The organism is Salinispora fenicalii (genome assembly GCF_000514815.1).
Lineage (GTDB): Bacteria > Actinomycetota > Actinomycetes > Mycobacteriales > Micromonosporaceae > Micromonospora > Micromonospora fenicalii.
Genome location: NZ_AZWQ01000033.1, coordinates 1 through 20,267, shown reverse-complemented (window position 1 = coordinate 20,267; position 20,267 = coordinate 1). Strand labels below are relative to the sequence as shown.

Annotated in this window: 13 protein-coding genes and 4 pseudogenes; 4 read left to right on the top strand and 13 right to left on the bottom strand. The window is 65.4% G+C overall.

The window, feature by feature from the left end:
• Positions 1-2: 2 nt before the first annotated feature.
• The 4 genes from B116_RS0116500 to B116_RS0116485 are packed head-to-tail and all read right to left on the bottom strand — an operon-like array spanning position 3 to position 4,901.
• Positions 3-743, bottom strand: coding sequence for an SDR family NAD(P)-dependent oxidoreductase (locus B116_RS0116500; RefSeq protein WP_018724216.1), 741 nt, complete (start codon positions 741-743; stop codon positions 3-5).
• Complete coding sequence (locus tag B116_RS0116495; RefSeq protein WP_027660701.1) at positions 740-1,465, bottom strand: alpha/beta fold hydrolase; 726 nt, start codon at positions 1,463-1,465, stop codon at positions 740-742. Before B116_RS0116495 ends, B116_RS0116500 begins: the two co-directional genes overlap by 4 nt.
• The gene (locus B116_RS0116490; protein ID WP_027660700.1) at positions 1,462-4,653 is read right to left on the bottom strand and encodes a non-ribosomal peptide synthetase; all 3,192 of its coding nucleotides are present in this window, start codon (positions 4,651-4,653) and stop codon (positions 1,462-1,464) included. The genes B116_RS0116495 and B116_RS0116490 overlap by 4 nt, the downstream gene beginning before the upstream one ends.
• Positions 4,650-4,901 (bottom strand): acyl carrier protein, encoded by a 252-nt coding sequence (locus tag B116_RS0116485; RefSeq protein ID WP_018724219.1) that lies wholly within the window; start codon positions 4,899-4,901, stop codon positions 4,650-4,652. The genes B116_RS0116490 and B116_RS0116485 overlap by 4 nt, the downstream gene beginning before the upstream one ends.
• 738 nt (positions 4,902-5,639) lie before the next feature.
• On the opposite strand from B116_RS0116485, the gene B116_RS0116480 reads away from it, so the two are divergent.
• The 3 genes from B116_RS0116480 to B116_RS0116470 all read left to right on the top strand — a co-directional run bounded on the left by B116_RS0116480 (position 5,640) and on the right by B116_RS0116470 (position 10,463).
• Positions 5,640-7,010: an MFS transporter gene (locus B116_RS0116480; protein ID WP_027660699.1), complete on the top strand. Its 1,371-nt coding sequence runs from the start codon at positions 5,640-5,642 to the stop codon at positions 7,008-7,010.
• Positions 7,007-8,560 (top strand): amino acid adenylation domain-containing protein, encoded by a 1,554-nt coding sequence (locus tag B116_RS0116475; protein WP_027660698.1) that lies wholly within the window; start codon positions 7,007-7,009, stop codon positions 8,558-8,560. Before B116_RS0116480 ends, B116_RS0116475 begins: the two co-directional genes overlap by 4 nt.
• Before the next feature lie 97 nt (positions 8,561-8,657).
• Positions 8,658-10,463 (top strand): AfsR/SARP family transcriptional regulator, encoded by a 1,806-nt coding sequence (locus B116_RS0116470; protein WP_033667675.1) that lies wholly within the window; start codon positions 8,658-8,660, stop codon positions 10,461-10,463.
• A 33-nt stretch (positions 10,464-10,496) separates the two neighbouring features.
• Here the strand turns inward: B116_RS0116470 and B116_RS0116465 are convergent, their stop codons facing one another.
• The 8 genes and pseudogenes from B116_RS0116465 to B116_RS28345 all read right to left on the bottom strand — a co-directional run bounded on the left by B116_RS0116465 (position 10,497) and on the right by B116_RS28345 (position 18,873).
• Entirely contained in the window at positions 10,497-10,880 is a 384-nt protein-coding gene (locus B116_RS0116465) for a RidA family protein (RefSeq protein ID WP_223874598.1), read from the bottom strand.
• A gap of 718 nt (positions 10,881-11,598) precedes the next feature.
• Positions 11,599-11,857, bottom strand: a pseudogene (locus B116_RS29125) (transposase); the annotation flags it as partial.
• Between the two features lie 190 nt (positions 11,858-12,047).
• Positions 12,048-12,263, bottom strand: coding sequence for a hypothetical protein (locus tag B116_RS25260; RefSeq protein WP_018724224.1), 216 nt, complete (start codon positions 12,261-12,263; stop codon positions 12,048-12,050).
• A 35-nt stretch (positions 12,264-12,298) separates the two neighbouring features.
• Complete coding sequence (locus tag B116_RS0116450) at positions 12,299-14,128, bottom strand: vWA domain-containing protein (protein ID WP_449619015.1); 1,830 nt, start codon at positions 14,126-14,128, stop codon at positions 12,299-12,301.
• 14 nt (positions 14,129-14,142) lie between these two features.
• Positions 14,143-15,186: a MoxR family ATPase gene (locus tag B116_RS0116445; RefSeq protein ID WP_317888967.1), complete on the bottom strand. Its 1,044-nt coding sequence runs from the start codon at positions 15,184-15,186 to the stop codon at positions 14,143-14,145.
• Between the two features lie 1,408 nt (positions 15,187-16,594).
• Positions 16,595-16,777 (bottom strand): annotated as a pseudogene (locus B116_RS29120) (hypothetical protein); the annotation flags it as partial.
• A 10-nt stretch (positions 16,778-16,787) separates the two neighbouring features.
• Positions 16,788-17,926 (bottom strand): annotated as a pseudogene (locus tag B116_RS26800) (RHS repeat domain-containing protein); the annotation flags it as partial.
• A gap of 683 nt (positions 17,927-18,609) precedes the next feature.
• On the bottom strand, positions 18,610-18,873 hold the full coding sequence (locus tag B116_RS28345) for a hypothetical protein (RefSeq protein ID WP_027660691.1): 264 nt from the start codon (positions 18,871-18,873) through the stop codon (positions 18,610-18,612).
• Between the two features lie 540 nt (positions 18,874-19,413).
• On the opposite strand from B116_RS28345, the gene B116_RS0116420 reads away from it, so the two are divergent.
• Positions 19,414-20,064 carry a DUF4291 domain-containing protein gene (locus tag B116_RS0116420; RefSeq protein ID WP_033667674.1) on the top strand — a complete coding sequence of 217 codons (651 nt, stop codon included), beginning with the start codon at positions 19,414-19,416 and terminating at the stop codon, positions 20,062-20,064.
• Between the two features lie 92 nt (positions 20,065-20,156).
• On the opposite strand, the pseudogene B116_RS27560 reads toward B116_RS0116420, so the two are convergent.
• Positions 20,157-20,267: pseudogene (locus B116_RS27560) on the bottom strand (YcxB family protein); the annotation flags it as partial.

Sequence of the window (20,267 nt, the reverse complement as noted above, 5' to 3'; positions counted from 1 at the left end):
AGTCACCACATGAACTGCCCACCATCCACGATTAGCTTTTGCCCAGTCAGGTATCCGCTTGCCGGCCCTACGAGGAACTCCAGGGCGGCGGCGATCTCCTCGGTGGTCCCAATGTGGCCCCGAGGAATCTCCGCCACCACTGCCGCTCGGGCAGCCGGGTCGTCAAGCCGGAACCGGGTCACTAGCTCGTCGGTCTCGGTCATGCCCGGGATCAAGCAGTTGACCCTGATTCGGGGCGCGAGCTCCAGCGCTAGGCACTTGGTCAGCTGCAGCAAGCCAGCCTTGCTGGCGCAGTAGTTCACGCCGTTGAGGCGGGGACGGATGCCAGTGGTGGCGCCCACGTTGACGATGACGCCGTCGCCCTCGGCCTTCAGCATCGCCGGCGCGAACTCGCGGGTCAGATGGAACACGCCGGAGAGGTTCGTGTCCAGTACCCGCCGCCAGTCCTCGGTCGACATCTGCAGAAAAGGCCGGTCGATATTGATTCCCGCGTTATTCACCAGCACGGTTGGCGGACCGTGCACGTCGAGAGTCGTCTTAACGGCTGCGCCTACCGCGTCAGCATCAGCGACATCCAGCCGGACCGGGTGGAACGCCTCGCCCAGTTCCGCAGCCGCCGCTGCCGCCGCGAGGGCGTCATCGCGGTACAGCGCGACTACCCGATGGCCCAGCTCTACCAGGCGACGACTGAAGGACAGACCGATGCCCCGGGTGCCGCCGCTGACGACCCCCAGCGGCCTCATCGCAGCACCGCCCCGGAAGCTCGGTCAAGAAACGGCGTCACCTCGTCGACCAACTGCGGCAGGCGCTCGGGGTCGAAGACATCGAAGTGGCCTGCGTCGAGCCGTCCGGCACTTAGATTCGGCGCGAGCTCCCGCCACCGGGCTTCGGCCCCTGCCCGAAACGTGAACTCCTCGTCGGTGCACATCAGCATCAACACGCGGCCCGGGTAGGAGCGGTCGGCCCGGTAGCTCGCGAGGGCAGCGACCTGCGTGTCGAAGACCCGTCGGACCCGCTTGACGGTCGCCGGGTCGGGGCGCGGCCCGAGCATCCCGATGATGGTTTCGCGGACGTGGGCGTCCTCCTCGGCCGTGGCACGGCGCGGCAGCGGCGACGCGTCCACTAGCACCAGGTCGGGCTGGTACCCCTGTTCGGCCAGCCGCACGCACAGCTCCCAGGCCACCGCGCCGCCAAGGGACCAGCCGACGACAGCCGCCGGGACCGTCTGGTCCGCGGCCAGCGCCCGCGTCGCCGCATCAGCCATGTCGGCGATGCTGACTTCCGGTTCCTCGTCGGGCAGTAGGCCGGCCGCGCGTACCGCCGCGACGTTATGGGTCTTTCCGATCGCCGCGGCGAGCCGCAAGTAGGGGTGCAGCCCACCACCGGCGCCCGGCAGCAGCACGCACACGGGCCGCGTGCCCCGCCGCAGCAGGGGAACCAGCCGGCCGGGCAGCCTGGTCGTCATGACGTCACCGCCGCGTCGCCGTCCTGGCCCGCCCGGATCAGTTCGGCCAGGGTGGCCACGGTCGGTGCGGCGAAGAAGTCGACCAATGGCACCGCCACCCCGTAGTGCTCCTGCACCTCGGCGAGGGTGGTAAAGATGTTGAGTGAGTGGGCGCCGTACTCGATGAGCGGACGGTCCGGCCGGATGCCCTCGACATCGAGTACCCTGCCCCACAGCCCGGCTAGGTCCCGCTCCAGCTCGTCGGTGTAGGTGACCTCACCAGTGTCAGCGCTTTGTTGATCGACCAGGAGTTCGTCGGCGAGCCGCAGGAGGGCGTCGCGGTCAGTCTTGCCGGTCGGTGTCGTCGGAACCACGTCGACTGCGAATATCCACAGTGGTCGCATGTAGACAGGCAGCACCGTTGCCAGCCGTTGGCGGACCTGCTCCGGATCGAAAGTGGCGTCGGTGTCGGGACGAACGATCAAGCCGAGTTCCCGGTCGACGCCGCTGCCCCGGACCAACGCGACCGCCTGTCGAACGCCATCGACTTGGTTCGCGACAGTCTCGATCTCGCCCAGCTCAATTCGGTACCCCCGGATTTTGACCTGAGTGTCCATCCGGCCGAGGAAGACCAGATCACCGCGGTCGTCGCGTACTACGAGGTCCCCAGTGCGGTACATGGTTCTACCGGGGGTGCCCGAGAAGCGGTCGGGCACGAACCTCTCGACCGTGCTGTCCGGGTCATTGATGTACCCGTCGGCGGGGCAGTCTCCGCCCAGGAGCAATTCGCCGGCGACGCCGGGCGGGGCGAGGTGGCCGGTAACGTCGACCACGTATGCGCTTACCCCTGGGTACGGCTGACCGATCGGCATGTGGGTCGGCCATACCGAGTCCCGGTACGACAGCCGGTGCGATGTCACCGCGTGGGTTTCGGTAGGGCCATACAGGTTGACCAGGGTGCAGTGCGGGTGGGCGAGAAAAAAGTCGCGGATCTCGTCGTCGACGGTGAGTTGTTCGCCGGAGACGCAAAGGTAGCGCAGCGCGGGCAGTCGAGTGCCCCTGGCGGCGGCGGTCTGTACCAAGGGCCGCAGCGCCGCGACCGGTAGATAGACGTGCGTCACCTCGGTCGTGGCGATTCGGGTGAGCATGGCGGTGAACATCCGCCGGTCGGCTGGCTCACGGGAGACCACCGTCCCGCCGGCGGCCAGAGTCGGCAGGATCTCTTGGAAGGAGACATCGAAGCCGAGTGGGGCGTATTGGAGAAAGCGGGTCTCGGCGTCCATGGCGAGGGCTGCGATCTGCCAGCTTGTCAGGTTGGCCAGCGGTCGGTGCCCCATCTGGACGCCCTTGGGCTGCCCGGTGGAGCCCGACGTGTACATGACATAGATCGGGGCCGTAGGGTCGGCCAGCGAGTCGGGCAGCGGCTGCGTCGCGGCGGTCAAGTCCGCTACCGTGACTGTGGGCACGCCCGGCACCACCGTCTCGCCCACGATGAATTCGCAGCCGGCCCGACGGACCATGTACTCCAGCCGTTGGGCGGGCAGGCCCGGATCTAGGGGAAGGTACGCCGCGCCACGGCGCAGGATGGCCAAAATGGCAGTGACCGTGTCGCACAGGGTCGTGGCGGCGAGGCCTACCACGGCTCGAGGGCCTACCCCGTGCGCAGCAAGGCCGGCGCTGATCCGCTCGGCCTCAGCCACCAACTGGCCATAGTTCAGTTGACGGTTCGGGTCTTCGATTGCAGGGGCGTCGGGCCGCTGCCGGGCCGCCACCGAGACCCAGTCCCATGGCGTGTCGCCGCTCAGCGGGCTGGTCCAGCCGTCGGAGCGAACGCTGGCCGCGCCAGAGGCGTCGGCGAAGAGGTCACCGAGCCGGCGCGAACCGTCGCGGACCGCCCAGCGGACGGCATCACGCAGCGAGGTGAGCAATCCGTCGGCGACCACTGGCGCGATGAGCTGCCGGTCGTATTCGAGTTCGAGTAGCCAGCGGCCGTCGACCGGCGTAGCGCCCAGCCAGAGGTCGAACTTGGCGGTGCCGTTGCCGGGTTCCAGGACCCGCAGCACGGCACCGTCTGGCTCTGGCGTGAAGGTGTCCTGCATGGCAAGCATCGCTGAGAACAGCGGGTTGCGGTTGCTAGATCGGTCGGGCTGTACGTCGGCGACGAGGCGGTTGAAGGTGACGTCCACATTCGCGCGGCAGAAGTCGATGGACTCCCGAACCACTTTGCCGAGATGCTCGTCGACCGTGCGGCCCCACTCCACGTCGACGGTGACCGGAAGCGTGTTGACGAAGAAGCCGCCGAGTTCGAACGCGCCGATCGTGCGGCGGGCCATGAATGGGCTGCCGACCAGGACGCTGGATACGTTGCCGTGCCGGGCCAGTACCGTGCCGTAGATACCGGAGAAGAAGACAAACGGTGAGATCTCCAGCCGTCGGCAGGCTTCCGATAGCGCGGCCGTCTCGCTCTGGCTGAGGTGCCAGCTGACGCGGGCGCCGGTGAATTCCGTCTGCACGGCGCGGCCAGGCAGGGGTGCCAGCACAAGCGGTGGGACCTCCCGTAGCCGGGCCGCCCACTCTCGAGACCGTTCGACGACACGGTCGGAGGTGGCGGTGCGGTTCTGCGCCGCCAACTCCTTGATGAAGGCCTTCTCGCGGGCGCTGCGCCGCTGCTCGACCTCCGCCCCGACGAGGCGTCCGGACAGCGCCTCCTGAAGGTCCCGTACGAGAGGTCCCATCGAAACGCCGTCGAGGATGATGTGGTGGTCGCACATGAGCACCGCTACGCGGGGCTCATCGAGGCAGCGAACGACGGCGAAACGGTAGGCGGGGCCGTTGGCTAGGTCGAATTCAGGTCGGCCGATCCGCTGTTGAGCCGCTCCGACCGCCTCTTCGAAGTCACGTTGCCGGGCCGTGACCCATTCGAGCGGAAAGTCCTGCGGCTGCGGGGGTGGGGTGAGTCGGACGTGCATTTCGGGTAGCAGCCCGAAGACTTGACGCATGGCTGGCTGGACTGCGACCACTGTTACGAGCGCGCGCTCGATCATCTCGTCGGGGACCGACGGGTCGATGTCGAACCGGACGAGCTGGTTGTAGACAGCGCGCCCTGGCGAGCGTTCATTGACAACCAGCAGCCCCTTCTGCGACTCGGTGATCGGCAACCGCGCTGGGGCGGTTGCCGTCGCGAGCTTCGTCCCGGCAGTCGTGGTCACCGTGCGCCTCCTCCGGTTTCGGCGCCCACGGCGCTCAGCTCGTGTAGCCACTGCTTGAGGTCACCCACGGTGCGGAGGTCCACGAGGCGGGTGGCGTCGATCTCCGCGTCGTCGTCGTTGGCCAGCTCGACGGCGAGTCGCAGCAGCGACAGCGATTCGAGTCCCGCCTCCAGCAGGGGAGTCGAGTCGTCGAAGGCCACCGACGCGTACTTCGCGATCGTCTGGTTGAGGTCAGCTGGGGTCGTCATCCCTGCTTCCGTTCATTGAGGTCGACCCCGCCGATCGATTGCATCGGTCAAGGGGGCGGCCGTCGTCTAAGTGGGCTGACTGAATTTGCGCTTGGAATGTTAAGCCCGAGCATCCTGGCCTCGATGTTCTCTCGATGTTCTTGGGATGGAACGTCGATGGTTGCTACATCGGTGGGTGCTGCGAGCTTCTCCACATACGTGGAGTGGGCGACACAAAAGGCTGGTTATTGCTGAAGGTGGGACGATGGAGTTGTAATGCTGCCTTAATCGCCCAGATCAGGCAGGCTTGACAGAATTCTCGCTACGTATAAAACGAGTCGTCGACGGGCGCGTCACCGGTAGCTCGACTCTGCCCAGCAGGTCCGTGATCATGTTTGTGTCTGGATAGACACACCTCTTTGCATGGCCTATGGTGCTATCAACTGCTACCCAGAGTACTGATAGAAGGTACGAAAGAGACCTTTCGCTATTGATCAACCACCTGCTGATGCATGCACGACATGCCATCACCGCCCGGCCAGCGATGGCCGGCGACTCTGTATCCGTCCTAGTGGCTAGTCAATCGTAAATCGCGCGGCGACGACCGGCGGGATCGGCTAACCACCCGTCCGATACGCCCTGTCACTTAGCTGACAGCGTAACTGAGTAAACGGTGCTTGTCTGACTTCCATGTGGAGTGCACGATTCGTGGTGGATTTACGCTCACTTTTCTAAGTCAAGACTGTGTGAGGGATTGTCGTGGCCACAGCTCAACCCAAATTGCAGGCGGATCCGCCCGGAGCCAGACGAAACGAATGGATTCTGGTCGTCTTCACGGGCACCACGAACGTCGCTGACGCGGTGGCCCGGATCGCCCTCCCGCTACTCGCCGCCCACATTAGTCGATCACCCATCGTGGTCACCGCCGTCGCAGCCATCATGAGCCTGCCATGGCTGGTAGCGGCGCTGCATATCGGGGTCCTAGTGGACCGGATGGACCGGCGAGCCCTACTGATGGCTGCCGAGATCGGTCGGATGCTCTCCGTTGGCGCGCTTCTTGTCGCCGTGCTCGCCGCTACCCCCACCCTGGCACTGATCTACACCGCCGCTCTCGTCATCGGCCTGGCGGACGTGGTGGCCGGGATCTCCGGAGTCTCCATCGTCCCGTCGGCGGTACCGAAACACCGGTGGGAGACCGCAAACGCACGAATCACAGCCCTTGAATACCTCTTCAACGGCTTCGCCGGGCAGCCGATCGGCGGCTTTCTAGTGGCGATCGGATTCGGCCTAGCCCTCAGCGTCACCGGCTTCGCCTACGTCGTCGGCGCGATCCTGCTACTCCTGCTGGTCGGCAACTTCAAGGTGGCTGCCCCGCCCACCACCCAGAAGCGATCGGTCAACAAGGACATCCGTGAAGGCCTTCGGTTCCTTTGGCAGCACCGGTTGCTTCGGACCATGGCGCTTCTCATCGCCATCATGGCCGGCTGCTGGGCGGCCTGGCTCGCCCTCATTCCGGTCTACGCCGTCGGTGGCCCGCTCGGACTCGACGAACGACAGTATGGCTTCCTACTTACCTGCCTCGGCGCAGGTGGGGTCATCGGCACCGTCATCGTCGGGCCCGTCAACCGCTGGATCGGCCGGCGTTGGTCGATGTTCACCGACATCATCGGCGCTTTTGGACTCGTAGCGGCTCCTGCGCTGCTGCCCGCGGCACCGTCCAGTGCCTGGATCGTCGGTGCCGCAGCATTTGTCGCTGGAGCTGGCGGTACGATGTGGACGGTCAACTCACGGTTTATCACCCAATCGCTGGTGCCAGCCGACATGCTTGGCCGATTCAGCGCGGCGAGCCGTCTCGTGGCCTGGGGCATGACCCCGGTCGCGGCGATCCTCGCCGGAATCCTCGCTCAGATCTTCTCCTACCGAGTGGCGTTCGGCTTCTTCGCAGCCCTCTGCGTGCTGCTGATCTATCCGTTCTTCAAGGTAGTGACACGAGAGCGGATTGCGGAGGTCGACGGCCCGACCGCAGCCCCCGCCACCCCGGCGCCCCGCGGGGGACAGGACGAGAACGCGGGCACCACCGACGGCGGTGAGGACGTGCCGGAGACAACAACCGCCGGCGGCTCTCGGTGAGCATAGACAATCTGACCCTATTTCAGGGGTTCGCCGACGCAGTCCGCCGCCACCCCGACTCCCCAGCGTTACGCGTCGCCGGACACCAGCTCACATACGTCGAACTCCTAGACCAAGTCGAGCGGTTGGCCACCCGGCTGGTCGAACTGCATGGCCAACCGCCTCGGACCGTTGGGCTCTGCGCGTCGCGCAGCCTCGCGGCATACGTCGGATATCTGGCCACGCTGCGGCTGGCCGCGACCGTCGTGCCGTTGGGAGTCGACGTACCAGCGGAACGTGTTCGACGCACCTGCGCCCACGCTGAGGTAGACGCCCTACTCGCCGACGACGCGGGCTGGCGGGTGGCCAACGAAGCAGCCGGAACGATCAGCGTTCTGTACCTGCCTGACACCCTGGAGCACCGCTGGTACGACGTGCCCGCTCAACGGTGGACGGAGCCATACGTCGGGGGCCCCGAGGACGTCGCCTACATCCTGTTCACCTCCGGCTCCACAGGAACGCCCAAGGGAGTGCCGGTCCGCCACCGCAACCTCACCCCCTACGTGGCGCACTGCACCGAGGCGTACCAGGTACAGCCGGGGGCAAGCCTGTCGCAGACCTTCGAGCTGACCTTTGACCCATCGGTATTCGACATGTTCGTCGCCTGGCTGTCAGGAGCGCTGCTGGTGGTCGCCGCGCCTGACGATCTACTTGCACCCACCCGCTACGTCAACGACAACCAGCTCACCCACTGGTTCTCAGTACCGTCAGTGATCTCCCTTGCTGGCCGCCTGCGTAGCCTGCGTCCTGGCAGCATGCCCAGCCTGCGGTGGAGTCTCTTCGCAGGCGAGCAACTCACCCTAGCCCAGGCGCGGGCGTGGGCGGACGCCACGCCAGGCAGCACCCTGGAAAACCTGTACGGCCCAACCGAACTAACAGTCACCTGCACCCGCTACCAACTTCCTGCCGATCCCGCGCGGTGGCCACGAACCAGCAACGACACCGTTCCTATCGGGCGTGTCCACCCACACCTGGAGGGGGTTCTGCTCGCACCCGATGGGACCGCCGGCAACGAAGGCGAGCTGTGCATACGGGGTACCCAACGATTCGACGGCTACCTCGACCCCGCCCAAAACCATGGCCGATTCGTCGACCATGTCGGCGACCGGACGACCCAGGTTGATCGCCTGCCCGGCCCGCAGCACTGGTACCGGACGGGGGACCGGGTCCGCCAGGAAGATGGGGAACTGGTCCACCTAGGCAGGATCGACGACCAGGTCAAAATCCACGGATACCGGATCGAGCTGGGCGAGATCGAGTCAGTCCTGCGCCGACATCCGGGCCTGCACGAAGTCGTTGTCCTGGCGGTGCCCGCCCGTGCAGGTGGAGTAGAGCTACACGCGTTGTATACCTGCGACTCACTGGAGGAGACGGCGCTAGCCGGGCTGGTGACTGAGCACCTACCGCCCTACATGGCACCGACGCAATACCACCGCGTCGAATTCTTCCCGGTCAACGCCAACGGCAAGGTCGACCGCCATCGCCTGGCGGCCGACGTTGGGTTGGTCTGACCGGCAGCTATTTCACCATGCTCACGAATCGAGAGCAGAAATGCCGATCACCCGGCAAGTATCACCCGCCCGCCCGTGTTTCCGGTTGATGGGACCGATGGAGTTCTACGACGGCAATCAGTGGCAGGGGATCGGATCCGCCAAACAACGCGCGTTGTTGGCGGTTCTGCTGCTTAAGGCCAACCAGGTGGTATCGCTTGAACAACTGATAGCTGAACTCTGGGACGATCATCCGCCGACCTCGGCCAGCAACCTGGTCGCCGGGTACGCCTGGCGGCTGCGCCGTGCCCTCGACGACCGCGACGGCGAGTTCCTGACCACTCGCAGCCCCGGCTACCGCCTAGTGGTCGCTGCGGAATCAATCGACATCGGCGAGTGTAAACGGCTCGTCCGGCAAGCCCACGCCGACCTCGCGGCCGGCCTGCCGGAGGCCGCCGTCGAGGGGTTCGACGCGGCGTTAGCGCTATGGCGCGGCGTCCCGCTAGCCGACGTCCGACCTACCCCGCTAGTGACAGCTGAAGTGGCTCGCCTGGAAGAGACCCGGATCGCGACGGTCGAGGCGCGTATTGGTGCTGAGCTCGAGCTGGGCCGACACGGCATGCTGCTGCCAGAACTCAAGGTGCTCGTCAGCCAGCACCCCCTGCGAGAGCGCCTGCACGCCCACCTGATGACTGCCCTGTATCGCGATGGACAGCAGGCAGTGGCCCTGGGCGTGTACCGCGACCTGCGGCGGCTGCTCGTCGACGAGTTAGGAATCGAGCCCAGCGTGTCGCTCCGAAACCTGGAACAGCGGATACTTCGCAACGACCCGTTGCTGCGACTGCACCGCGACGGAGCCCACCCACCTGCCCGGACGACTACGTCCAGCCCGCTGGCCAACCGGTTTCCCCCCGATCCGGTGGCCCTATACGGTCGGCGTTCCCAGTTGGACAGGTTGGTCAGCGGGGTGCGGTCCGGACGGCTGGGCCTGGTTCAAGGCCTGGCCGGGGCTGGCAAGACCGCCCTGGCAGTGCGCGCCGCCCACGAACTGAGCACACAGTATCTCGGTGGACCGGTGTTCGTGCCCATGGGCGGGGGCACGCCCGACGGCCCGGTAGAGGCCGCCCGGGTGGTAAGTGTCCTGGCCAAAGCACTCGGGCTATCGCCGCCGCTATACGACCACCCCGCGTCGGGCTGGTCAGCCCTGCTGACCGGCCGTCGGATCCTGGTCGTCCTCGATGACGTGGCAACCGCCGCGCAGCTACGTGTCCTCGGGCCGGTGCCTGTTGATTGTGGCTTGATCATCATCTCACGGTCCGGGTTGACAACTCTAGATGGTGCCTTTGGCGTCTACGTTGGTTCATTGGACACCGAGGACGCGCTCGACGTCCTTCGCTACCACCTCGGTGCCGAACGGGTGGACGCCGAACCCGAGGCAGCGCGGGCTCTCGTGCAGTGCTGTGATGCGCTGCCCCTTGCCCTGCGGATTGCGGCCGCCCGGCTTCAGACTCAGCAGAGCTGGTCGCTGACCGCATTGGTTTCCCGGCTAGCCGACCCTGCCTGTCGACTCGATGCTCTGGTCTGCGAGTCGATGACGATGCGGGAGTCGCTGGCAGCCGCAGTGCGGGTGCTTGCCCGATATGGCGACGGTGTAGCGCGGCGCGTGCTGCGTCTGCTCAGCCGACTCAACCAGGACGCCGTCAGCGTGTCAAAGCTCGCTGAACTGTCGGGTCAATCGATAGCCGCTGCAGAGATCGCTGCTGAACACCTGGTCGATGCAGGGCTTGCCGAGGCGCTACCGAACGGGCACTACTGGATTCCCGAACTCGTTCGCGCCTACGTGCGCGAACTGGACCCATCTTGGAGTGTGACCAGTCCGTCGCCCTGCAGAGCCAGCGTCCCCCACGTCCGCCCGGCCGAGTGACTGAGTGACGGTGAGTTCCGTGCCGGTGACCGGCTATGCGACGGCGATAGCCTCGACCTCAATGATCCACTCGGGGTCGAAGATCCCGGTCACGATCACCGTCAATGCGGGGCGATGGGCGCCAAGTACCTCGTTGCGGACCTGGGTGTTGACCTCGGCGAACCGGCGATCGGCCAAGAAGGTGGTGACCTTGACCAGGTTGTCGACGTCCATACCGGCGTCGGCGAGAATCGCCTGGATGTTATGCCAGACCAGTCGGCACTGCGCCTCGGGAGCCGTCGGAACGTGGCCGTCTGGAGTCTGCGGGATTTGTCCGCTGATGAACAGCATCCGCCCAGCAGTCTGGACCTCCAGCGCGTTGTGGTAACCGCCCTTGGCCTCCGGCACCGACTCGGGGTTGATAGGCCTCATCTGCATGGTGTCGATCATGTGTAGTCCTTCCGATTGTCCGGGTGAAGCCGGATCACGGAATGAGACCTTAGTCTAAAGGTCGTCTAGAAGCCCCGATCCCGGGCGGAACGGGACCACGTCAGTCTTTCTAGCACCCAGAACCGCGTCCGAGCCAGCCATCCGCGCCCTGGTAGCAAAGAAGAGAACGCGACGGCCGCAGCTGAGTGTAAGCTGTTGACCTGCTGCGCGAGCAGATCCTGGGCGACTCGCCTGGTGTGTTGCCGGCGATGATCTCCGCTGAGACGAATGTGATCTTGCGAGGCAGGGTACGAACGCCGCAGCAAGCAGCGGCGAACTCCCGCAATGGTCACCAGCAGTGGGAGCGGGCTTCCCTCACAGGGGCAGACCGACGTGGCGATGCCGACGCTGCGGCAAGGTGGCTACCTTCGGGACTGTTCAGCGTTCTCCGAGGCGAGACTGTGGACCAATAGCACCTCAACAAGTGAGCCGCGACCGGCTTCCTGACCCGCCTGAATAGGTCAAGCGCTGGCGACGTACGCCGCAGACCGAGGGACTGTTCGTGGCGACCGCGGGATCCGCACCCCGCCCGTCGAATCGGGTACGGCGGGAGTAGGTGGTTCTGCGAGCAGGTTCTCCCGTTAGCCTCGATGATTCGCGCCTGACGCTGGCTTCTTCGGCTCGGCACGTTTGGTCGCTGTTGGTCGATGTAGCCTGGTTTCGGGTGTGCCCAGGGATAGGTGGTGGGGATGCGCAGCCAGCGGCGGCGTTGGTCGTGCACGAGGCGGCGGCGGTGTGCAGGATCCGGTGGCGCAGTTGTTTCGGTTCGGCTTGGCCAGGTCGCCGTTGAGGCCGGTGAGCTGCAGCCAGGCGAGCAGGTCGACGGCGATCGCTGCAGTCGTGCACCAGGCGGCGTTGATGGCGAGCTCGCGGGAGGGTAGCCGACCCAGGCCGGTGTCCTTGGCGCAGCGGATCCGGTCCTCGACGCACCACATCCACCCGCCGTCAAGGCGCTCGGCGGTTGGGTCGCTGGTTGCGATCATCCCGGCGATGACCGATATCCGGATCTGCCGCCGAGCGCGTTCGTCGGTCGCGGACGGTCACGGCGAGCAAGTGGAGGAAGTCGTGCTCGGCGGAGCGCGTTCAGCTGGCTGCGCTCTCCCACGGGCGTTTGATTCATGTGTTGGCGTCGAGGTAGGCCACGACTCTGGGGAAACGCTGCCGTGTTGAGATCTCGTCGGTGAGGTCGGCTGCGGTTCCTAGTGGTTCATCGGGGCTGTCCGGACCGTCGACGGCGAAGGGGCGGCCAGTAACGGCGATGTGTGCCTCCATCGCGAGGCCACCGAACCAGTCGATGCGGGCGTTGTGCCGATCCGGAAGTGACGCCCTCATCGCCCCTCAGCAGAGGCTACGCAGCGCGGCTGTCGTTACCGTAGTCGGAAGACGGGGCCGCGGGGGGTGAAGGGTAGTCGGGCGGCTTCCGGGATGAGGAAGGCGTGTTGGCGGCGGATGCGTACGGTGTCGCAGTATCCGTCGGTGATGAGCAGGATCGGTGCGGTGGCTGGGAAGTCGGGGGCGTTCTCCAACAGGTGGATGCCGGGCTGCAACACGGTGCCACCGCGCCCGCGGATCCGTACCCGGCCGGCGATCTGTTCGGCCGGCAGGTACCCGGCGTCGTAGGGGTGCGCGTCGCAGAAGACCACCCGGGCTGCGGGTACGTCACGGGCGGTGGCGTACGAGGCGACAGCGCCGAGTGCCTTGCCGAGTAGTTCGGGGTTCATGGATCCGGAGGTGTCCAGCACGACCCCGAATGTGCACCGGGGTGACGGTTCCTCGGGCCAGCGCCAGCCCGGGCGCGGGATGTTTGGTGTGCTGGCCTGCCGGCGTGACGGGCGGGCATAGGATCGGGCACGCTGCGGCGACGGTACGTACTCGTCGAACCAGCGGGCCAGCCGGACATCCCACGGCAACGGCGGCTGCTCCAGGACCCGGATCTCGGCGACGAGTCCGGCTGGCAGGTGTCCCCGGCCTTCCCGCTGGTGATAGGCGTAGCCGGCCAGCAGCGCCCGCCGGTAGAAGTCGTCCAGGTCAACTCCGTAGCCGGGTGTGCCGCCGGATGGCAGGGGTTCACCGAGTACGTCGCCGAGGCCGATGCCGCGCAGCGTGGCCAGTTTGCGGAGGCGGCGTAGATCCTTGGCGATATGGTCGTAGACAGCTTCGGCGGACATCCCGGCCAACTGCGGGTCGTGGAGCAGGCGGTCGGGCGGTTCGCCGACACCCATCTCGATCAGCCAGCCGTTGATGACGTAGTCCGCCGCGACGTTCCACAGGTACGGATCGCGTCCACCGACTCGGTCACCGTGGCGCAGTGCGGCGTGGAGCATCTCGTGCGCCAACACGAACCGCCACTGCTCGTCCGACAGGTTTCGCAGTGGGTTGAGGTAGATCTCGCCCGCGACCGGGGACACGGCGGCGATCGTGATATCCCAGCCCCGCGCGAGTTCGACGTCGGCGACCAGGGTGAATCGGGACGCCAGCGCACCGAGCAGCGGGTAGGACGACAGGAACCAGCCCATCGCCAGGTGCCACGGTTGCCGGCGGCTGGTCGGGTCGGTCAGTGAGGTGCGTGCCCCGCCCGCCACGTCCACCGCCGCGGTCGCCGCCGCGGACAGGCCCACCGCGAACTGCGCCGGCCAGTCCGGTGCACTGGCGCCGGCCGGGTCCGGGGTGTGCGGTGGTGGGACCAGGTCTGGTCCGTGGCCGCCGGTGCCACAGCCCGCGTACTCGGTCGGCACGCCGGCCTGCCGCCATTGCCGCAGCAGCACCGACTCGTCGACACTGGGAAGCTCGGCTGGCAGCAGCACCGGTTCGGTGCCGAGTTTGACGGCCCGCTGGAACCGTGCCACCACGAGGCAGGCCACATCCCCGTACGCCGGGTCGATGGCGTGACGATCTGGGGCGAGGTGACCGAAACCGAGGTGCAGCAGGCAGTGCGCCAGCACCCATGACCACTGGTCCTCGTCCAGCCTACGGGCTTTGCTCGCCCGGATCAGGCCGCGCGAGTCGACCACGGCGATCGCGTTCGCCGCCACGAGCTGGCCGTCCTCGGCCAGCATCGCCCGCGCACCGACGCGCTGCCAGAGCCCGACCTGGACGCTCAGCAGCGGGGCGAACATCGGATGGCCGGTCAGCTTCCGCCATGCGGCCTCGAACGCGGCCATGTTCGGATCGACCTGCGCCTGCCTCTTCCTGCCCATCGTGGTGTACGGCCTCAGGCTCGGGCCGCGACCAGCCGGGGCAGGTCACGGCTCACCTCGACCAGGAACCATGTCGGCAGCACCGGCGCGCCATCCTCGTCGGTGGAAATGACCATCTGGGCGCACTCCAGCGACGTCTCCGCCAACTCGACCAGCAGCGCCTTGGCCCGATGCGCGAACTGCCGCATTGTCGGCGAGGCGTGTTCCTTGCTCGCCGGCAGTTCCTTGACCAACCTGGCCCGGAACGCCTCCGCCAGGAAGTACAGCAGGTCCCGGTCTGCGGCAGCGGTAGGCCAGCCCGCATCCCCACGCACGACGACCTCAAGCCCGTGCCGGTGCCGCACGATCTTCACGTAGCCGCAGAACCCGGAGGCGTGGCTGGGGCTCAACGTGCCGGCCGCCAACAGCCGCAGCGTGTGCTCGTCGATGTCATCGCCGTAGGACCGCAGCGCGTCGGAGAGCATGTGCCAGCTACGCGGGGTGGAGAACACCTCCTCCACCTTGGGCGGGCTGACCCACAACTGGTCCGGACGCTCCGATAGGTAGTCGACCACCCAATGGTGGATCCCGGCGCCCTGCGCCCACGCCAGCCAGTCATCGACACTGGCGCGCAGATGCGTGTGAACCATCCGGTTGACCAACGCCGAGGCCATCGGCCGAGCCAGCGCGTTGTCCGTGGCACGGTTACCCGCGCCGATCACGATCGACCCCGCAGGCAACTCGTAGGCCCCGATACGGCGGTCCAGAATCAACGAGTAGAACGCCTTCTGCACCTCCGGCGCCGACGCGTTCAACTCGTCAAGAAACAGACAATACGGCTCATCGCGAGCGATCGACTCCGGTGGCGCGAACCGGCTACGGCCATCCCGCAACTCCGGCACCCCGATCAGATCCTCCGCCGCGAGTTGCGTACCAACCAGAGTCACGCAGTCCAACCCAAGCGACACGGCGAACTGCCGCACCAGCGAACTCTTACCAATACCCGGAGCGCCCCACACAAACACCGGCCGGACCACCGCCACATGCAGCAACAGATCCGGCAACTGGGCCGGCGTCACCGAGATCGCACTATGCACCCGCCCATCCTGCCCACCACCACGCCAACCCGCACCCCCATATCCATCCCGCGGACGTGAACAGGAACAACAGAGCCGACGCAGCCCACTAACACGCCTGCCGCCAGTGCTGCGTCACGTTGGGCGACTGCACCGCAACAGCAATGAGGACCCGGCCGGGAGGTGCCGGTGAAGGACCCTCAAACGGACACCAGCGTAGACGCTCACCGGCTGCCGTCTGCGGCCACGACAAGAGCAACTGCATGGCGGCTGGTGACACGCTCGTTACCAGCACCCCACACTCAAGCCAAACCCGGAGCCGGCCGCTTATGATCGACGTCGTTTGGATGTAGCGACACGTTTCTTACCGGCACCCCTACTCGACCCACCTCAAGTCCTGAGTACTTGAGCGGTTTGACGGGATCACGTTTGCGTCGAGATCGCAATCGCAAGGTCATTCTCAGCGCTAACCGCTGTACCGGCCTTCCCCAACCTCGAACCTTGCCGGGACTCTATTTAAGATTAAATATGTCAGATATTAAATTACGAAGGTATGGAATTTGCGCATCAATGCTTCTCAATTCACCCTGGTCCCTCAATGTCTTAGACACTCTTCCCGTTGTAACAATTAACAGAATCACAGCACCGGCCCCGATAACTGCTGCCGCGATCGCCAGCGCCGCAGCCTCGTCCGGTAATAGCTCTAAGGCAAAACCCAGAACCAAAAGCAGCTCAGTTACAAAGAACCCGAAGAAGATCCGTATGGACCGAATGTGGAGCCGATATGTGAAGCTCTTACGCAACTCACCGAATTCATTCGGGTTTCTCATTTTCACTCACCATGGTTTTTGTAGTAGAGGACCGAATTTCGAGAAACCCCGGCCTCACCGAACGACACACCCGGACCAGCAGAAGCATCAACGCTGACTGTGTGAACGTCGCCAGCTTCCGACGTGGACCATCCGATGACAGGGCCCTCGGGCTGCTCCAGGCCCGCTTGGCCGTATATTGAAGTTGAAGTGCCGGCCTGATCCACGACGCCCCCGTTAGAGAATTGCAAGCCGGCCGTTAGGCCAGCACCGATACCTGGACCCATTCCCATCTTCCCGCCATAAAAGACACCTACGCCATCCTGGTCGAACCCAAGACATCCCGACACACTTACCGTCTCACCCAACTGTACATTAGCACCGACACAAAACGCGACCATCCCCTTTGATGGCTCAGGATTCATGCGAGGCCTGGAATCGAGCGACCGTTCCCTGTTGTTGCTGTATATATCCGACACTTGGGTTGAGATTGGAGGCGCCGACATGATCCAGTCTAGCGCATCCGGGTGTCGCAACTTTTCTGGAATTGAATTGAAGACTGGTAGGGGGTAGATAGGAATCTTTTTGAGGTTAGGCTAAGGGCGAGACTTCTTAACGACCTTCCGCGTTTCTCTATGGATGTCATAGGTTAGCTTTGTCTCCTTGTTTTTCCAGTATTTCTCTTCAGCGGGACCGCCGCCGGTGGCGAGGGGGATGAGTCCGGTGGGATCGCTGAGGGTGGTGGGGTTGTTGTTGGCGTAGCTGTAGCCGTGGATGTGTTGGGGTGCGGCGGCGTTGGGTGGTGAGGGTGCCGGCGTCGATTTGGACTTGGCCGGTGCCTTGGTGGTTGTTGACGGTCCACTTCAGGCCGGTGGTGTCGCGGATGGCGTAGCCGTTGTAGTAGCGGGTGCCGTCGGCTTGGGTGCTGCCGGCGGTGAGTTCGAGTTGGGTGTGGCCGAGGTAGAGGGTGGTGTTGTCGGGTGCGTGGCTGAGAAGCCGGTTGCCGTGGTGACCGTGTGGGGGCGGGCCTGGCCGGGGTTGGGGCTGGTGTAGGTCCAGGTGGTGTCCCCGGTGGCGGGGTTCTTGTCGACCTGGGTGAGTCGGCTACCGATGGTGTCGAAGGTCCATTGCCGCCAGTACGGGTCGGCTCCGGCGCGTTGCGGGGTGGCGCAGTTCCAGGTCGCTTCGGTCCATGCCTCGGTGAGGCGTTGTTGGTGGTCGTAGGTGAAGCACTCGACCTGGTCTCGTTGTCCGTCGGTCTTTCCGGCGATGACGGTGATCAGGCCGTTGTCCTGGTAGGCGTACTGGGTGCTGAACTTGTCGTCCCAGGTGCCCGGGGTGGTGGGGTTCTCGGTGTGTACCCGGGCGTCGAGGAGCCGGCGGGCGCTGGTGCCGTGTTGCGTGGTCAGTCGCACTCGTTTGTCGTTGTCGCCGAGGTAGGTGCGGTAGGGCAGGGCGGTGCCGGCATCGGGGTCGACGGACTGGGTCTTGCGGCCGAGGAGGTCGTAGGTGTAGGACCAGGTGTTCCCGGCCGGATCGACGATCGGGGTCAGGTAACCGCGCAGGTTGTACCCGTAGGTGGTCTTGTCGAACGCCCCCGCCGTGTTTGACGTGTGGTACTGCCGCTTCTCGGCGACCCGACCGTGGTCGTCGACGCAGTCAGCGGCGGTGACGAGGGTGGACGTCGGCGTGGAGTCGGTGTTCCAGAAGGTGGATTCCTTGGCCGTCAGCCCGCGCTCGTCGTACACGTTCTCGGTGATGACCCGCTTCCCGTCAGCGGAGGTGGCCTGGGTTTGGCGGTGTTGCAGCAGCCCGTCGTAGATCTCGTACGAGGTGATCTGGTTGCCGTTCGGGCCCAACGCCCGCGTGCGCACCCAGGATGGCGCGGTCTTCGACAGGGTGTAGGCGTACTCGACATCGGGAGTACCGGTGGTGTTGCCAGGCCGGGTCACCGACAGCAGCCGACCCACCGCGTCGTAGGTGCCGGTTGTCACCTTGCTGTTGGCGTCGGTGACCGTCAACGGCACAGCACGCGTGACATCGAAGCTACTGGTGCTCGTGTGACCGGCCGGGTTCGTGACCGTGACCGTGGTGGTCAGCCGGTCGGCGTTCTCCGAGTAGACCGTGGTGGTGGTCCGGTTCGCGTCCTGGCTCCGTCCTGAAGTGGTTCTGAAGCCGGGCGAAACCGTTTGTGAAGCGAGTGCCGCGAGCCTGTCTGTATCAGTCACGTCAACGGAGGGCTCTAATGCGATATAATGCCGCCGCTACCAACGACAGCATCGGCGGTGTCAGCCAGGGCGAAGCCGGCGGCACCTTCGGCAACTGGATCGTCCTTTGATATTCCCCGCAGGCGCACGAGCTTCATCGCGTCGCCCTCTTGTCGAGGCGAATGGACGGAGAGGTTCTGAACCGGGTGGATCAGGGTTGTCTGGTGATGCCGGGTGCGTGTTCGGCTATCCGGAGGCGTTGGATGTCCGAGGTACCTGCGGGGGCAAAGATGTGCAGGGCGTTGCGTAGGTGACGCTCGATGTCAGCTTCGCGTTGATGAATTCGGCGTCGCAGGACTGTCCTATATCGAGCGGGCCTACTGTGTGGTAGGCGGCCAGCCGGGCGGTCATCAAGCCGGGACTTGATGTAGCCGAGCCGCTGCATCGCCGTCGGCAGGTCTGTCAGGGATTGCCGTAACGGTGTAGGTGACGGTGGTGTCGAGGATTGCCTGGTGGATGCCGAGGGCGACGGCGGCCTGGTTGGGTCTGGCGTGCAGGACGCTGGAGGAGTAGGCGACGTCGAGGCCGTCGCCTTCGGCACTGAGCCGGTTGGTCGCGGGAATGCCGCAGTTGTTAAAGGTGATCTCGCCGAAGCTGAAGCCGTGCAGGCCCATGACGGGTTGGTGCGGGTGAGGTGGACGCTGGGTAGGTTGACTTCGACAGGAAGGCGGATAGTCCACGGGAGCCGGGCCCGGTGCGTGCGACACTGTCGTGCAGGTGCGTGATGACCCCTTTCAGCGGAACCGACAGGTTGGGGCAGCGGCGTTCCTAGGCTTGGGTTGGCCTCAAGGCCTTGACGATTGTTATCGGTGATGGGGTAACGGTTCGTGTTGCCCCTCGGACACAAACCGTTTTCCCACGGTGCGCGCTGAGATCCACTTCAGCGCGCACCGTTTGTATTTCGGGATGGTAGTTCAGCCGGAGGCCGAGTTGCCGGTAGACCTTGGCCTTGTCGGCTGGGTCGTCGCGGAGCACGGCGGCGATATCCCCGAGCGCGGTCACCAGGGCGGTAAGTTCTGCTCGGGTCAGCCGGTGTGGGGTGGTGCCCGCGGGTGCGTGTAGTTCTGCTTTCGCTCGGGTGCGGTCGGCCTGGGTCTGGGCGATCCAGCCGGTACCTGCAATATCAGTGGAGCGATCGCTCCCGACCGGTAAGGATGACGTGCGTGTCCGTTCCCGCCCGCCAGGTCCGCGCCCGCTACTCGACCGACACCATCACCGTGTACCAGGCGTACCCCCCGCAGATCGCGCTGCCAGCGGTGGCAGCCGGCCGCTTCATGGCTCCCTTCAAGCGGGAACGGATGACGTGGATCAAGCCGTCGTTCCTGTGGATGATGTACCGCTGCGGTTGGGCTATGAAGCCAGGGCAAGAGCGCGTTCTGTCCATCGACATCAGGCGGGACGGATTCGAGTGGGCGCTGGCGCGGGCGTGCCTGAGTCACTATGACCGAGACGTGCACCGCGACAAGGCGACCTGGTCGCGGCAACTGAAGACCAGTCCAGTCCGAGTGCAGTGGGATCCGGAACGATCGCTGGAGTTGAAGGCGCTGCCGTACCGGTCGCTGCAGGTCGGATTGTCCGGCGAGGCCGTCCACCGGTATGTCGACGACTGGGTCGTTGCCATCACCGATATCACCCCCAGGGTGCACCTGGTCCGGGATCTTCTGCGTAGCGGCGACGACCAGGCGGCAGCAGCTCAACTACCTGTCGAACATGCCTACCCGCTGCCCGCTCAGATCGCCACCGGCCTCAACGCCAGCCCGGACGCCACCACCGATGAAATGCCCGAGCAGCAGTACGGACAGTGACGGCCGCTCGGCAGGCCAGCACGCCTACGAGACCCGGCCTCTGGAAGGGCGACCACATGCTCGGGTGCGTCCGTGGGCTTGCCAACGCGATTTCATCGGACCTGAAGTAGCCCGCGTTCGGCCAGGTAGGCGCGGAGCGTCTCGGCGTCCTCGGCAGACAACAACCGACGGGGGATTACGGTTGCCGGCATCTGACCGACGTA